Consider the following 16,571-nt stretch of genomic DNA (forward strand, 5'->3'; position numbering starts at 1 on the left):
TATTTTTAATTCTAGTATTGATTATTTTTATTTTTTAAAATAACTTAAAAACCTATTCTGAAAAATTAGTTTACAAAGTTAACAAATGGACAGTGTTTTCTAATTTACATTTGTAACATCACAGCAATTTACAATTGTAAATATAGAATTGTATACTAATATACAATAGTCTAAATTTGTCGTTCTAAATACAACTCAGTGAATATTTTATCACCCGAAATTTTAAAAACCATTTTTAAAGAACAAAAAGAAACCGAACTTTTTGGCAAATGGATAACTTTAAACGATATCGAAAGTTTATTTAAAAAGCATCAAAAGAGTTTTCAAATCAAACAACTTGGTTTTTCTGAACAACAAAGAGAAATTTACACCTTAAAAATTGGTTCAGGGAAAAAGAAAGTTTTGTTATGGTCTCAGATGCATGGAAACGAAAGTACAGGTACTAAAGCCTTGTTCGATTTGTTTAATTGTTTTTCTAATACCTCAAATCAATTTTTAGAAACAATTTTAAAAAAATGCACATTGCTGTTTATACCAATGCTAAATCCTGATGGTGCACAAGCCTACACAAGAATTAACGCTAATGGAGTTGATTTAAACAGAGATGCTGTAGATCGAGTTGCAAAAGAAAGTAAATTGCTTAGAACAACTTTAGAAGAATTTGATCCGCAGTTTTGTTTCAATTTACATGACCAAAGAACTATTTTTGGTGTAGAAGGCACTAAAAATCCAGCAACAATATCATTTTTAGCGCCATCAGAAGAAGAAACAAGGGCCATTACAGAAGGTAGAAAAGAAACCATGAATGTAATTCTAGCCATGAATGCCATGTTACAACAAATGATTCCTAATTTTGTGGGGAGATATACAGACGAATTTTATCCAACAGCTACAGGAGATAATTTTCAGAAATTAGGCTTTAACACCATTTTAATTGAATCAGGACATTATCCTGATGATTATGACAGGGAAATTTCTAGAGAATATACTTTTTATTCAATTTTACAAGGTATTTTTCACATTGCAGTTTCTGACGACTTTTCTCATTATTCGCCTTATTTTGACATCCCTAATAATGTAAAAATCTTTTATGATGTCATCCACAGATATAAAAACTCTTCAAAAAACATTGCTTTTCAATATCAAGATAGTATAATTGAAGGCAAATTTGTATCACATTTAAGCAAGGTTGAAGGCGAAAATTCACTGAATGATAAAATAGGACACTCCGAAATCGTTTTCGACAGCGAAATTAATTAAGTATTTATCATTTTTTTACTTGTTTAATTAAATTTAATTTATAAATTTGTATCGATAATTGAATAATACTTAAAATGAAAAAATTTATCTTAGACGAAATTGATCATCAAATTTTAGATATTTTAATAGAAAATGCTAGAACTCCCTTTACAGATATTGCAAAACAGTTACTAGTTTCTGCTGGAACTATTCACGTACGCGTTAAAAAAATGGAGGATGAAGGTATCATTCAAGGTTCTACATTAACATTAAACTACGAAAAAATGGGCTATTCGTTTATAGCGCATGTAGGCGTTTATTTAGAGAAAACATCAATGACACAAAGTGTTATTGAAAATTTAAGAAGAATACCAAATGTTACTGTAGCTTATGTAACTGCAGGCAAATACAATATTTTCTGTAAAGTTAGAGCAAAAGGCACCAACGATGCTAAAGATATTATTTATCAAATTGATGATGTGCCAGGTGTAAACAGAACTGAAACAATGATTGCACTAGAAGAAAGCATTAACGATAAAAAACGTATGATGCACGCAATTTTTGCTGAATTATAGAAATAAAATTACATCAATACTACACAATCCTTATCACAAAAAATGATAAGGATTTTTTTATGGAATAAAGTTATTTATATTTGTTAGGGTTGCCAAAAACAGATTTAATGCCTTTAAATATTGATTATTCTTTAAATACAAGCTTTAATAATGCTTCTTTATTGCATTTATACAAAAGTTTATTAAAACCTCGTTTAATCGAGGAAAAGATGCTAATTCTGTTGCGTCAAGGTAAAATATCGAAATGGTTTTCTGGTATTGGGCAAGAAGCGATTGCTGTAGGTGTAACTTTAGCTTTAGAGAAAGAGGAATATATTTTACCCATGCATCGAAATCTTGGTGTTTTTACAAATAGAAATGTTCCTTTGTATCGATTATTTTCTCAATGGCAAGGAAAAGCAAACGGATTTACAAAAGGCAGAGACAGAAGTTTTCATTTTGGTACGCAAGAATTCAAGATTGTTGGTATGATTTCGCATTTAGGGCCTCAATTGGGAGTTGCAAACGGAATTGCCTTGGCCAACAAACTAAAAAACAATAACAAAATTTGTGCTGTTTTTTCTGGTGAAGGTGGCACAAGTGAAGGCGATTTTCATGAAGCGTTAAATGTTGCGTCTGTTTGGAATTTACCCGTTTTATTTTGCATAGAAAATAATGGTTATGGCTTGTCTACGCCCAATTCAGAGCAATTTAATTGTAAAAATATTGCTGATAAAGGCATTGGCTATGGAATGGAAAGTCTTATAATAGATGGCAATAATATTTTAGAAGTTTACACTAAAGTGGATGAACTTGCGAAAAGTATTCGTAAAAATCCTAGACCCATTTTAATTGAGTTTAAAACGTTTCGAGTTCGTGGTCATGAAGAAGCTAGTGGCACAAAATATGTTCCTGAAGATGTGTTAGCGTTTTGGAAAGCCAGAGATCCAATTGATAATTTTGAAAACTATTTAATAAATAAAGGGGTTTTAACCAGTTCTTTAATCGATGAATATAAAAAAGAAATTACAGCTGAAATCAATGAGCATTTACAACTTGCGTTTGATGAAGAAAAAATAATTCCGAATTTAGAAACAGAGTTGAATGATGTTTTTAAACCTTTTAATTATCAGCCAATCAAACCTTCATCAAACAAAAAAAAGATTCGTTTTGTTGATGCAATTTCTGATGGATTAAAATTTGCCATGGAAAAACATGCTGATTTGGTAATTATGGGACAAGATATTGCAGCATATGGTGGAGTGTTTAAAATTACAGAAGGTTTTTTAGAAAAATTTGGAAAAGAAAGAGTGAGAAATACTCCCATTTGCGAATCCATAATTGTAAGCACAGCTTATGGTTTGGCTGTAAATGGCATAAAATCAGTGGTAGAAATGCAGTTTGCAGATTTTGTTTCTTCTGGCTTTAATCCAATTGTAAATCTATTAGCAAAATCGCATTACAGATGGGGACAAGCTGCAGATGTTGTTATTAGAATGCCTTGTGGAGCAGGAGTTGGGGCTGGTCCTTTTCACAGTCAAACCAATGAGGCTTGGTTTACAAAAACGCCTGGTTTAAAGGTTGTTTATCCTGCATTTCCACAAGATGCTAAAGGATTATTAATTAGTGCAATTCAAGACCCAAATCCTGTTTTGTTTTTTGAACACAAAGCTTTATACAGATCTGTGTATCAAGATGTTTCTGAAGAGTATTATACTACAGAAATCGGCAAAGCAAACTTAGTTCAACAAGGAAATCACCTTACAATTATTAGTTATGGAGCTGCAGTGCATTGGGTTTTAGAAGCGTTAGAAAATCTATCAAATATTTATGCTGATGTAATTGATTTAAGAACTTTACAACCTTTAGATATTGATACGATTTATTCATCCGTTAAAAAAACAGGAAAAGCAATGATTGTACAAGAAGATTCACTTTTTGGCGGAATTGCAAGTGAAATATCAGTATTAATCAACGAAAATTGTTTTGAATTTTTAGATGCGCCTGTACAACGTGTGGCAAGTTTAGATACACCCATTCCTTTTCAAACAGATTTAGAACATCAATATTTATCAAAAAATAGATTAAGAGAAAGAATACAATTTTTACATCAATATTAATTAAAACATACATGAAAAATAAACAAATTATCTTAAAAAAACGTCCTGTAGGAGTCCCAGATTCAGATACTTGGCAATTAGAGTCAAAAGAAATTCCGGAGTTAAAAGAAGGCGAAATTTTAGTACAACAGCATTATATTTCATTAGATCCTGCAATGCGTGGTTGGATGAATGATTCTAAATCTTACATTCCACCTGTGGCTTTAGATGCTGTTATGAGAGCGGGTTCTATTGGTACAATTATCAAAAATAATGGTAACCCAAATTTTAGCGTTGGCGATGTAATTTCGGGTTGGGGTGGTGTACAACAATTTGTAATTACCAATGGCGATAATTGGTATAAAGTTGACACCAATTTAGCGCCAATGCCTGTGTATATTGGTACTTTAGGGATGCCTGGTATGACTGCTTATTTCGGAATTACAGAAGTTGGTAAAATTAAAAAAGGAGATATTGTCTTGGTTTCTGGAGCTGCTGGCGCTGTTGGTAGTATTGTAGGGCAAATTGCAAAAATTAAAGGGTGTACAGTTATCGGAATTGCTGGTGGAAAAGAAAAGTGTGATTATGTAGTAAATGAATTAGGTTTTGATGATGCAATCGACTATAAATCAGAAAATATTTATACAGCTTTAAAGAAAAAATGTCCTGATGGAATTGATGTGTATTTCGATAATGTTGGTGGCGCAATTTTAGATGCAGCATTGAGTAAATTAAATAAACATGCAAGAGTGGTAATTTGTGGCGCCATTTCGCAATACAACAATACATCTAAAATAAACGGACCAAGCAATTACTTGTCGTTATTAATCACCAGATCTACAATGCAAGGCATGGTAGTTATGGATTATGCTGATAAGTTTGGTGAAGCTGCACAACAATTGGGCACTTGGATGCAAGAAGGTAAATTAAAATCGAAAGAAGATATTTACGAAGGCATAGAAAACTTTCAAGAAACCTATCATAGATTATTTTCTGGGGATAAAAAAGGCAAATTAGTTTTAAAAGTAATCGAAGAATAGTGGAACATTTTTTTCAATGCCCATATTGTTGGGAAGAAATTTCAATGCTATTAGATACTAGTGTTCAGCAACAAACCTACATTGAAGATTGCGAGGTTTGTTGCAATCCTATTGAGGTTTCACCTGCCTTTGAACATGGAGAATTAATTGGTTTTAATGCACAGTCTATAGAGCAGTAAAAACAACCTGCAAGGTTTTCAAAACCTTGTAGGTTTCATAAGTTCCTAAAGTTTTGAACTCCAAGTAGGTTTCTTAGCTTCTTTATACTAACGGATTTTCCCAATCAAACTCATCAAACAAAGCCAACCAATTTTTTGGAAAACTAGCTTGTAAAATTAATTTTTCTGATGTAAAAGGATGTGTAAACTCTAATTTCCCTGCGTGTAAAAACAAGTTTTGCCAACCAAAGTTTTCAGCATACATTACATCATGATTTTTATCACCATATTTTGCATCGCCAATTAAAGGGTGACTAATTTTATTCATATGCACTCTTAATTGATGCATTCTTCCTGTTTTTGGTGATAATTGAACCAAACTGTAACGTGAAGAATCATAGGGTTTTACAGGAATATCTAAAGTGATGTTTGCTAATGTTTTTAATTCTGTTAAGGCATCTTTGTGTACATTTGCATCGCGACCTTTTACAGGAGAATCTATGGTTTTTACATCCGGAGAAAAACCACGAACGACCCCAAAATAGGTTTTCTGAATTACATCGTTAGTAAACAATTCTTGAAACTTAGCAACATATTCTTTTTCTTTTGCCAATAAAATAATTCCTGAGGTTTTACGATCTAATCTATGAATGGGATACACTTTTAAATCCGTTTCATTTTTTATAATTTGCAATAAAGAGGCTTCATCTGCCACATTTCTAGAATGATAGGCATGATGTACCAAAACATTATTAGGTTTACTTAAACATAGCAAATAATCGTCTTCAAAAATAATTTCTAAACTCATTTTTTAATTTAAGAGGATAAAAATACTATTATTTATTTTGTAAAAAATTATGATTTTTTTATCACAATTATAATTCTTTTTTTATAAATTTAATCTATTAAATATCAGTATTTTATGAATTGTATTTTTCGCTTTTTAGCAATACTAATCTTAATTTTAAGTTTCAATAGTTGTAAATCGACTGCAACCTTAGCTGATTTGAATGCTTTAAAAGAAGTGGTTAAAAATAAAAATATTGAGTTTGTAGCTAATGCTGCTAATCCTATGGCTATTTCTGGTGTAACTGGCTTAGAAAGTTTATTGCCTGTAGGAAGTAATTTAGCGAATATCAATTTAATTGGCAATCAGAATTATTTAATTATTAAAAATGATAGTATTAAGTTTCACATGCCCTATTATGGTGTAAGAAGGTTGGGAGGCCAGTATGGTACTTCTGATAATGGGCTTAGTTTTAAGGGTATCGTTAAGCATTTGGAAACTAAGTTTAATCCTAAAAAAAATAGTTATAAAATTAGTTGTAGAATTAATAAAAGTCAAGAAAACTTAGAGCTAAATCTAACCATGTATGCTAATAAATCTGCAACTCTACAGGTGAATAGTTCGCATAGAAATGCTATAAACTATACAGGTAATTGGCAAACGGAATAATTATTCAGTTCCTATTTGATTTATAAAAGTATCATTTCCAACTCCTTTTGGATTTTCTCCCCATTTATTAGGTTTAGACTGCCCTTCCATACAAGTTAATACTAAAAACCAAATTGGACCGACAAAAGGGATAATGTTTACTAAAATCATAGCACCGCTTTTACCAATATCATGCAATCTTCTTATAGAAACTGCTAAACCTGGAATAATGTTTAAAAGAACGTAAATTAGATAAAAAAAGCCAACATTATTAACTTCTGTAGCTAATAATGTATCCAAAAAAATTGTTACAAAAGTAAAAATAAGGTGAAACAATATGTACATCCAATATTCTTTTCGTCTTGCACGACCCGAAAAGTCAAAATATTGCTTTAAAACCTTAAGATACCAATTCATCCTTTATTTTTTTCAAATTTAATAATTTAGAACAAACCTCTCGATTTTAATTCTAAATATTTGTTGATACTTGCACCTGTTAAATCTTGTGGTTTGGTCAATACAGACTGTATGCCGTATTTTTTTAATTCGTTTACAATGCGTTTCTTTTCGTACATAAACTTCTCTGCAATAATGCTGTCATACACTCCTTGAATATCTTCTGATTCTGAGTTAATTAAAGCATCTAATGTTGTGTTTTTAAAGAATACCACTAATACCAAATGGTTTTTAGCCAAGGCTCTTAAATAGGGGAGTTGTCTGTTTAAACCATCAATAGTTTCGAAGTTGGTAAAAAGAATTAATAAACTTCTGTGGGTTATTTTTCTTTTTACTACGGAATATAAAGTACTAAAATCAGGTTCTTCGAAATTGGTTTTAATATTGTGTAAGGCCTCAGAAATTAAGCTCATTTGCGAGTTTCTGCGTTCGGCAACCACCCAATCTTCTAATTTTGTAGAAAAAGAGAGCATCCCAGCTTTGTCTTGTTTTTTTAAGATGACATTACTAATGGCTAAAGTTGCATTTACAGCATAATCTAACAGGCTTAATCCATCAAAAGTCATTTGCATGGCACGTCCTTTATCAATAATGGCATAAACCGATTGCGATCTTTCTTCTACATATTGATTCACCATTAATTGACTTCTTTTGGCAGTGGCTTTCCAGTTTAGGGTTCTAATATCATCACCAGAAACATATTCTTTAATTTGTTCAAATTCTAAAGAATGCCCAATTCTACGTACTTTTTTAGATCCATAAGAAGTGGTAGAACTGTTAAAATTCTGAATATCAAACTCTTTTAATTTTAAGAAGGATGGATAGCATTTGAGTTCTTTTTCATCACCTAAAACATATTTACGAGTTGCCAATTGTAAGGCTGAATTGGCATATACATTTACATGACCAAATAAATAACCCCCTCTTTCTTTGGGAGTTAACTTATAATGCAGTGTTTTGTCTTCTTTTTTTAGAATGATTTGTTTAAAAATAAAGTCACGCTTTTGAAACTGATAAGGCAATTCTTCTATTAATGACAAATGCGCTACAAAAGGATAATTGTTTTTGATGAACAACGAGATCTTATTTTCATCGCCATTAGACAATCTTTCTGGTAAATTACGATCTATATGAATTCCTTTTTTAGTTTGATATAAGATTAAAATATCTATAAATGTTAGCACAATTAGCATAAATAACAACACTTTAGAAACCTCGAAAAAGATAGGCGCAAAAAAACCAACAACAAATAAGGTTGCAATTATGGCGAGTGCATAAAAGAATCGATGGTTTAAGAATAATGTGTTGTAAAAATGTTTCACTGAAATATGTAATTGTTTATGTTTAGATTTCTCGATACTATTTTTCGTTCCTCAAAATCACTCGAAATGACATCTCAATAGACTATTGTACTGCCAACTGCCAACTGCCAACTGAAAACTGACCACTGCAAACCTACCTAGGTATTTCTACTGCCTCTATAATTTGTTCTATAATTTGTTTACTGGTTAATCCTTCCATTTCTCTTTCTGGTGTTACGATAACTCTGTGTTGCAATACAGGAATGGTGGCTTTTTTAATGTCTTCTGGAGTTACAAAATCACGACCTTCTATGGCTGCAAAGGCTTTAGATGCCGATAAAATAGCAATACTGGCTCTTGGTGAAGCACCTAAATACAAAAAGGAATTGGTACGTGTATTCACTACAATATTCGCAATGTATTTTAACAGGTTTTCTTCTATTTTTATTTGGTTGACTAAACTTCTGTATTCTACTATTTTAGCACCATCTATAATTGCTTCAATTTTTTCCACTTTAGTGGTGTTTTCTAAGGCTTGTTCTCGCATTATAATTTGCAATTCCTCTTCTGCATTTGGGTATTCTATAATCACTTTAAACAGAAAACGATCTAATTGCGCTTCTGGCAATCTGTAAGTACCTTCTTGTTCTATAGGGTTTTGCGTTGCTAATACTATAAATGGCTCTTGCATGGTATAAGTTGTTCCATCCATAGTTACTTGCTTTTCTTCCATTACTTCAAACATGGCTGCTTGTGTTTTGGCTGGTGCTCTGTTAATCTCGTCAATTAAAATCATGTTAGAGAATATAGGCCCTTTTTTAAACTCAAATTCAGAGGTTTTTACATTAAAAACAGAAGTACCTAAAATATCCGAAGGCATTAAATCTGGTGTAAACTGAATTCTACTAAAGCCTACATTAATGGTTTTAGACAATAATTTGGCAGTAATGGTTTTGGCAACTCCTGGTACACCTTCTATTAAAATATGGCCATTTGCTAATAACGAAACTAGCAGCAAATCCATCATTTCTTTTTGACCTACAATTACCTTTTGCAGTTGTTGTTTTATTTTAAAAACACTTTCTTGTAATTCAGACAAATCGATTCTACTCTCAAAGGCTAGGTTGTTTGGTGTTTCTATATGTTCTGGTTGTTGCAATGGCTCATTTGGTGTTTCCATAAACTTATTTTTTAAAGAATTTTACAATCATTTTATGAAGTACAATTAACTCTTCTTCAGAGCATTCTGACTTTTTATTTAAAGTGATGATTGTATTGATTAAATATTTGGTATTTCTAATTTCATTATCCGATTTTGCTGCTAAATCTCTAATAAACTCTTTGTTTAAATTGGTGGTATTTAGCAAGTATTTTGTGCGTACTTTTTCTAAGAAATAGGCGATTTTCTTATCGACTAAATTTTTATGATTCTGTTCTTTTAAATACAAACTTGCAATGGTTTGTGTAAAAGCAACTGTGGTATTTTGCAACGGATGTATTACAGGTATGGCACGTTGTTTTCTTCTAAAATTAAAAAGCATAAACAATAAAACGCCTGCCAAAGCCACAAACAAAAACCAAGTAAGGGTTTTGTGTTGTAGAAAGAATTTAAACACGGAGTCTTGATCTTTAGCTCTATTGTTGGCATATTTGCTCCATTTTATTTGAGGATCCCAAAAAATGGTATTCGAAGGTAAATAGGAGAGTAGGTGTGCTGCATACTCCTCTTTGCCTTTTAATAAATTGTAATTGGTAAATACAATCGGGTTGCTATGTACATAAATAGCCCCATTACCATGATAAATCTTTAAAAAGTTCGGTACTAATTCTCCGTCTATTTTGGCATTGCCTAATACCATGGTTTTGTCTTCGTTATACGTTACAAAATAGTGCCTTTGTATGTTTCTATCAAAGGTAAATTGCTGATCTTCAAAATGTTCATCTACTAAAGAGAATTCACCTTTTAAGCCTTTTAATGCTGCTTTATCGTACACATGTTTGTCTAGATTATTGGTGGTGATGTCTAACTGAGTTAACAAATCATCACTAAAATAATTTAAAGAAATAAAAGCATTATTACCATTGTATACAAAAGATAACAAATCTGTTACACCATCTTCTGGTAATTTATTAGCAGTATTTTTAATACAAATATAGTTGCCAAAATCAGCTTTAGAGCTATCGTAATTTAAAAATAGATAATCGTAGAAGTTTTCTTTTAATTGTACAATTTCTTGATTCGGGAAAAGATCATCCACCTCATTGTAAATGATATAAGTACCAAACGGACTTTTTTCTTTTTCGCGGTAATTTTCGTGCCAATTGGTTTTGTTACAACTTGTAAGTAGAACTAAAGTTGTTATAAAGAGCAATGGTATTTTTACTATTTTCCTTATCAGCATCAAACTAAAGTTTTTAAGAAAGATTGATACTTGTTTTGTGCTATGGTAAAGCTTTGTTCATCCACAGTAAATTCGCCATACCAAACATAAGAAAACACATAAGAAAGGTAAGAAAACTCGGTTCTGGTTTGAGTGTTTTCTATCTCAAAAAGGTATTCTGAATTGGTTTTATCTTTATGATAATCGATTAATTGTTTGTTAGACAGTGCTTTTAAAGTGGTTGAATAATAATATCTAATGGCCAAGCGATACTCTTTGCGGTCTATGGCTTGTTGCAATAGGCCTTGTAAGTTCATTTCGTTAATGTCTTCGTCTTCGTAAATCAATTGCGTTGATGTTACCTTGGCCTTATTGGTTTTTTGCCAAAAACGAGCATCGATACCCAAAACCGATTTTAAAATGACAAATATGACAAAACCTCCTAATAGAAAAGGAAAAATAGTCGACATAAAAAAAGCAAACATTCCTAGTAGTGGTGACCCTGAATTCTTTTTAGGTGCTTCTTCTTGTTTTACTGTTTTGTCTTCTGTATATTCAAAATCTTTGCCTTTGTATTTTTCTTTTAGATCTGTAGAAAATGTTCGCTCTTGATCAATTTCAGTAGATTTATGTAACAAAATACTATCAATAGTAATAACACCTTCTTCAACAAGTTGAATTTCTTGTGCATTTGCCACTAAAATAAAACAGAACAGGAGGGAAGTGAGTATTCTTTTCATTTACCTTAAACTGTGTTTACGTGCCACTTTATAAGGCAAAATCAAATAATAATAACTAATGCTTACCAAACTAAAACCAATAATTAAAAAGCAAAAAACAACCGGCATTTTGTTAGAATAGCGAGTTACATAACCTTCTAAAAATGCAGCTATTATGGTAAACGGAATGGTACTGATAAAGATATAAAAAGCATCTCTAATTCCTTTTTTAAAAGACTCAAAACGTTTTAAAGTACCTGGAAATAAAATACTTGCACCAATAATATAACCAGCTGCAGCTTCTATAATTATTCCGAAAATCTCGTAAGTTCCATGAATCCAAATGCCCTTTAAACTATCGAACAAACTATTGTATTGGTAAAAGAATGCCTGAAACACAGCCACCATAATGGCATTTTTAATAATGTAAAAGGCAGTACCAATCCCCAGAAAAATTCCCGATAAAAACATGTACAATCCTACACGTTGGTTGTTGTCGTAAATGCCTATAAAAGTCCCCCAATTGCTGCCGCCTTTGTACACTGCCATTGCATCGCCACTTTCTATATTTTCTAGGGTCATGTCTATATAATTGTCTCCTAGAATTTGTCTGGCAAAAGTTTCATCATTAAAGGTAGATAATAATCCTACAAAAAAACAGACAAAAAAGACAATGAAAGACAAATAGAAATAACTGCGGTATTTATAGCAGAGTAGTGGTACTTTGTCTAAAAAGAAGTAGAGAAACGGATTTTTATCCGTTCTTTTGGCATCGTACACATGGTCGAAACTGTTTTTGGCTAACTTGTTTAAATATACAGTAACCTTACTTTTAGGGTAATAGGTTTGTGCATATACCAAATCATTCATAATTTTTATATGCAAGTTGGCAATATCATCAGGACTTTTTTTGTTATTATTTTTAAATCCTTGTTCAAATTCAAGCCATTTTTCTTTATTTTGCTTTATAAAAGCGACCTCTCTCATTAGAGCGAATTTAATCATTGCATGAAAACACTCCAAATAAAAACAGCACAAAATGTAAACATTAAATTTACGGCAGCAAATGTATTTCAGCGTCTTTTGGCTTTTACTGTAGATAATGTAATTAAGTTTGCCTATTTCTATTTTGCCGCTAAATTGTTTGGATTTAACCTGTTAGACGATACTTTAAGCAACGATGGTTGGACCATAAGAGCCATAGAAGTGCTTTTTTTATTGCCCATTACATTTTACACCTTGTATTCTGAAATTTTGATGGATGGGCAAACCTTAGGCAAACGCCTGTTAAAAATTAAAGTGATTAATGTAGATGGTTTTAAACCGTCTATTACCGATTATATTATTAGATGGTTTTTACGCATTATCGATTTTAATTTGTTTATTCTTATTTTTATTTACGCAGCTTCCTTAGGATTTGACGATCAAGCAGGGTTGTTAATGAGCTTGTTTGTTTTTGGGAAACTGGTGGGGTTTCTGTTGATTATTTTAACCTCAAAGAGTCAGCGTTTTGGTGATATTATTGCCAATACCATAGTTATTTATTTAAAAGATGATGTTAAATTCTCTGAAACCATTTTAGAAAACATTAAGGATACTTATGTGCCTACATATGCCAACGTTATTAAATTGTCTGACAACGATGCACGGATTATTAAAGAGACCTTTAAGAATGCCGTTAAAAATAACGATTTTAAAACCTTAATTAAATTGCGTACCAAAATCTTAGAAGTAACCGACATTAAATCTGTACACAAAAGTGATTCTGATTTTATTGATACTATTTTAAAGGATTACAATTACTACACACAAAACATGTAATTTGATATTTATTGTTAAATCTAAACTAATAGGTGGGTTGTAAAATATTCTATTTTACATAATATAAATTATAGTACAAATGCTCATGTTTGTTATTTAATTCAAAGTATCACATTTGTAAGCTATAATGATATTATGTAAAATATCCCAGAAACATTCGTTTTCATAAGAATAATTGGAACTTGGGCCATTAAACTAAAAATCGGTTTGCTTCACAGAGTTTTTTAAAACATTATGTATCTATAATTAGCCGTTATATAAAATAGCCGCTACCAAGCGCTCGATTGTTTTATAAAATCAAATTGCTCTGGCAATTTAATTATCCAACGCTTACCAACGCCAAAATAAAAGCTAACCTTTTTGCTCTTATTAAAAATCGCGTATTCGATAAAATGTCCGTCATAAAAAATTTTAGACGATTCTCGTAAGCTTGCCACAAGAGCATAAATTTTAAGAAAAATAAAATTCTATGCACTTGTTATATTTAATCTTTCAATTAATCTTTTTTTTCATTCTTTCATTTTCTTTTGTCTTAAAACAAAAGAAACAAAAATTCAAGGCTGCATAAACTTTTGGAAACAATTTACGGCTCATTCGCTATATTTTAGGAAACATTGGAACTCGTTTACATTGCTTTGAAATCCCTTGTATAATTGAAACTCTTCCGATACTGTATAACTAAACCCCTAAAATATGGACGCTCATTTCGCCTATAGTTTTAACCAAAATTTTATGAGGCCAAGTTTAATATCGATATTCTATTTTACATAATGTTATTATCAGGCTTTATATATTTTAAACCTGGATTATTTGATTGATTTCATTTAATCTTTCAGAATAACTTATTAAAATTCTTCTTTGTTTTAGAGAATCTTAAGTTTTAGAATTTATATTTCATCCCTAATCGCACAATTTGTGTTTCATAATAGTTTTCATATAAAGCTGTGAAGCTTTCTCCATCTATTCGCTGACGCAATCCGAAGCTATTAAACAAATCGCTTGCAGACAATGTGATTTCTCCAGTCTCATTCCATATGCATATGCTCTTTTTAAGTCCAAAATCTATGGATGAACGCGCCAACTCCTCGCCTTGTGGAATATTTCGTTTTGAAAAATACAGACCTGTGATTTGTGCTTCAATATCTAAAGGCAACGTAAAAGTGCTTGACAATTTAAAATCGCCTGATGTATTTGATGTTTTTTCTATTGTAAATGGTCTTACAAATGGAAATAATAATGTTCCTTGATAGGCATCAATACTATTTCGATAAATATTGGTGCTTGCTGTTAATTTCCAGTTTTCGGTAAGGTCTTGACTGAATAATAATTCAATTCCTGTATTAGTGCTTTCGCCAGTGTTTTGATAAATTTTATTCACAATATCGTAATCTGGATTACTGTTATCTATACTTAAAATACGTTGATATGCACCTTTAATCTGTCTATGATACACAGCAGAAAACAATGAACCTGAATCCCAGTTATATCGATGGGCAACTTCTACACTATTAGTAAATTGTGGGCGCAAATAAGGGTTTCCAACTTTCAGCAACTCTGGGTCGTCGTACTTTGGGAACACTCGCAATTCTGGTTCGCCTGGTCTATCGACACGACGGTTGTAGAATAATGATAATTTGTTTTTATCATTCAATTTATAAGTAAATCGCACGCTTGGAAATAGCTCAAAATAATCATATTTATCATTACTTGGGTAGTAGGCATTTTGTGGATCCAGTTCATAAGAAACATCTGTTTGTTCTGCTCGCAAACCAGCTTCGACATCAAAACGTTCTTTTTCTAAAAGGTAGTTTCCGTAGAATGCATAGAGGTTTTCTTTCCATTTTGAAAAATCGCCTAAATCTGGATAAATAATAGATTGATTTCCTCGATTTATCCTGTAATCCACAGGTAAATTCCTAAACCTAACTTTTGCACCAGCTTCAATTTTACCACTACTCAATGCACGCGCATAATCGGTGGATAGACTAGTAGTATGCTCAATAGCTCTAATGTTGGTCATATCTCGTCCGATACGAACCGCAGAACTATCATTTAAAAAGTAGCTTTCATCTTCTAAACCTCTTGTGTATTGTGCATTTGCAGATAACGAATGTCCTGCTTGTGGAAAATTATGTTTGTAATTGGCAGTAACGTTGATATAACTAGTAACTTCTTCTTCTTTCCAAGTATAAAGGCGATTTCGCACATTATTATCGAGATTGATAAAAGCGACTTGTGAGGTATCAATATGTTTTTCCCTATCGAACATTCCTGAAAAGGTAATCGCATCATTATCACTTAACTCCCAATCAACTCCACCTGTGATGATTGAACGGAACTGTCTTCTATTTTCTGGCACTTGCGATATGATATTGCGACCATCATCATAGTTTCTAGTTGTGAATTCATTGTTTGGTAAAGCTTTTTGGATGATGAATTCGGATTGCAAAAAATAATTGAGGTTTTTGGTTCTGTAATTCAAATTTAAACTAGGAATTAGTTTTGGGTTTACCGAATAGCTACCTAAATCTGTTGGTGTATCTTCTTTTCTTTTAGATAATGCGCCTAATCCAAAAGATAAGCCTACATTACCATTGAGTCCGGTTTGTTTTTCCTTTTTGTAAATGATATTTACAATACCAGCAAAACCGTTAGCATCGTATTTTGCAGATGGATTGTTTATGATTTCAATACGTTCTATGTTAGATGCAGGAATATTACCCAATCCTTTTTGATTCCCGAAACCAGTCAAACTAGATTGTTTGCCATCGATTAAAACGACCACTTTATCACTACCACGCAAGACCACTTTTCCTTCTTGGTCAAAAGCAACACCTGGCATTGTTTTCATAGCGTCAAGTACAGAACCACCAGATTGCGCCACGTTATCTGCTAAACTAAAGGTTTTTTTATCGAGTGCTGAATTAACAGTTGCTCGTTTTGCTTCAATCATTACTTCATCTAAAGCTTCAGCAGATGGTTTTAGTTCTATTTTTCCTAAGTCAAAGATTGGGTTTAATCCACCAGATACTATTTTACATTGTACGGTTTCAAATCCTAAATAAGTGATATTTACAATATATTTTCCTGTTGCTAAATCTTTAATTTCAAAACGTCCAAAATCATCGGTAATCGTTCCTGTTACGATTTCATTTGTAGTTTCATCATTTACTGCTACCGTAACAAAAGGTAATGTTTCTTTTGTTTCTTGGTCGATAATCTGACCAGTAATGGTAATGGTTTCTTGTGCTTGCGCAAAGGTTATTACAAATAGTAGAATTACGGTAAGGGTAATTTTCATTTTATAAGTTTTCAATTTAAAAAAAACAAAATTACCTTTTATTATAAAGATAAACTATAGTATATGT

General features: G+C 31.7%; 15 protein-coding genes. 7 read left to right on the forward strand and 8 right to left on the reverse strand.

The genetic code is table 11. The features are described from left to right. The first annotated feature begins 198 nt into the window (after window positions 1–198). From ACW9UN_RS08775 to ACW9UN_RS08795, 5 genes are all read left to right on the forward strand, one after another. The gene (locus tag ACW9UN_RS08775; RefSeq protein WP_459485873.1) at window positions 199–1,260 is read left to right on the forward strand and encodes a M14 family metallopeptidase; all 1,062 of its coding nucleotides are present in this window, start codon (window positions 199–201) and stop codon (window positions 1,258–1,260) included. A gap of 74 nt (window positions 1,261–1,334) precedes the next feature. After that, window positions 1,335–1,814: an Lrp/AsnC family transcriptional regulator gene (locus tag ACW9UN_RS08780; protein ID WP_015480214.1), complete on the forward strand. Its 480-nt coding sequence runs from the start codon at window positions 1,335–1,337 to the stop codon at window positions 1,812–1,814. 107 nt (window positions 1,815–1,921) lie between these two features. Further along, window positions 1,922–3,913 carry an alpha-ketoacid dehydrogenase subunit alpha/beta gene (locus ACW9UN_RS08785; protein ID WP_459485874.1) on the forward strand — a complete coding sequence of 664 codons (1,992 nt, stop codon included), beginning with the start codon at window positions 1,922–1,924 and terminating at the stop codon, window positions 3,911–3,913. A gap of 11 nt (window positions 3,914–3,924) precedes the next feature. Further along, the gene (locus ACW9UN_RS08790) at window positions 3,925–4,932 is read left to right on the forward strand and encodes an NADP-dependent oxidoreductase (RefSeq protein WP_459485875.1); all 1,008 of its coding nucleotides are present in this window, start codon (window positions 3,925–3,927) and stop codon (window positions 4,930–4,932) included. Beyond that, window positions 4,929–5,111 (forward strand): CPXCG motif-containing cysteine-rich protein, encoded by a 183-nt coding sequence (locus ACW9UN_RS08795; RefSeq protein ID WP_459485981.1) that lies wholly within the window; start codon window positions 4,929–4,931, stop codon window positions 5,109–5,111. Before ACW9UN_RS08790 ends, ACW9UN_RS08795 begins: the two co-directional genes overlap by 4 nt. An 82-nt stretch (window positions 5,112–5,193) precedes the next feature. Here the strand turns inward: ACW9UN_RS08795 and ACW9UN_RS08800 are convergent, their stop codons facing one another. Then, the gene (locus ACW9UN_RS08800) at window positions 5,194–5,898 is read right to left on the reverse strand and encodes a pseudouridine synthase (protein WP_459485876.1); all 705 of its coding nucleotides are present in this window, start codon (window positions 5,896–5,898) and stop codon (window positions 5,194–5,196) included. A gap of 114 nt (window positions 5,899–6,012) precedes the next feature. Between ACW9UN_RS08800 and ACW9UN_RS08805 the strand changes: the two genes are divergently transcribed. After that, window positions 6,013–6,546: a DUF4251 domain-containing protein gene (locus tag ACW9UN_RS08805; protein ID WP_459485878.1), complete on the forward strand. Its 534-nt coding sequence runs from the start codon at window positions 6,013–6,015 to the stop codon at window positions 6,544–6,546. On the opposite strand, the gene ACW9UN_RS08810 is transcribed toward ACW9UN_RS08805, so the two are convergent. The 6 genes from ACW9UN_RS08810 to ACW9UN_RS08835 all read right to left on the reverse strand — a co-directional run bounded on the left by ACW9UN_RS08810 (window position 6,547) and on the right by ACW9UN_RS08835 (window position 12,369). Next, window positions 6,547–6,942: a DUF805 domain-containing protein gene (locus ACW9UN_RS08810; RefSeq protein WP_459485879.1), complete on the reverse strand. Its 396-nt coding sequence runs from the start codon at window positions 6,940–6,942 to the stop codon at window positions 6,547–6,549. Window positions 6,943–6,968: 26 nt separating this feature from the next. Beyond that, window positions 6,969–8,303 carry a DUF58 domain-containing protein gene (locus ACW9UN_RS08815; protein WP_459485880.1) on the reverse strand — a complete coding sequence of 445 codons (1,335 nt, stop codon included), beginning with the start codon at window positions 8,301–8,303 and terminating at the stop codon, window positions 6,969–6,971. 133 nt (window positions 8,304–8,436) lie between these two features. Continuing rightward, the gene (locus ACW9UN_RS08820; RefSeq protein ID WP_459485881.1) at window positions 8,437–9,462 is read right to left on the reverse strand and encodes an AAA family ATPase; all 1,026 of its coding nucleotides are present in this window, start codon (window positions 9,460–9,462) and stop codon (window positions 8,437–8,439) included. A gap of 4 nt (window positions 9,463–9,466) precedes the next feature. Next, the gene (locus ACW9UN_RS08825) at window positions 9,467–10,684 is read right to left on the reverse strand and encodes a DUF4350 family protein (protein WP_459485883.1); all 1,218 of its coding nucleotides are present in this window, start codon (window positions 10,682–10,684) and stop codon (window positions 9,467–9,469) included. After that, window positions 10,684–11,403, reverse strand: a complete 720-nt coding sequence (locus ACW9UN_RS08830; protein ID WP_459485884.1) for a hypothetical protein — start codon at window positions 11,401–11,403, stop codon at window positions 10,684–10,686. The genes ACW9UN_RS08825 and ACW9UN_RS08830 overlap by 1 nt, the downstream gene beginning before the upstream one ends. After that, window positions 11,404–12,369, reverse strand: coding sequence for a stage II sporulation protein M (locus ACW9UN_RS08835; protein ID WP_459485885.1), 966 nt, complete (start codon window positions 12,367–12,369; stop codon window positions 11,404–11,406). It abuts the gene before it with no gap. 21 nt (window positions 12,370–12,390) lie between these two features. Here ACW9UN_RS08835 and ACW9UN_RS08840 point away from each other — a divergent pair, with 21 nt between their 5' ends. Next, window positions 12,391–13,203: an RDD family protein gene (locus tag ACW9UN_RS08840; RefSeq protein ID WP_459485887.1), complete on the forward strand. Its 813-nt coding sequence runs from the start codon at window positions 12,391–12,393 to the stop codon at window positions 13,201–13,203. Between the two features lie 880 nt (window positions 13,204–14,083). Here ACW9UN_RS08840 and ACW9UN_RS08845 read toward each other — a convergent pair. After that, window positions 14,084–16,504, reverse strand: a complete 2,421-nt coding sequence (locus ACW9UN_RS08845; RefSeq protein WP_459485888.1) for a TonB-dependent receptor — start codon at window positions 16,502–16,504, stop codon at window positions 14,084–14,086. Window positions 16,505–16,571: the final 67 nt, after the last annotated feature.

It is taken from the genome of Polaribacter litoreus (genome assembly GCF_054584775.1).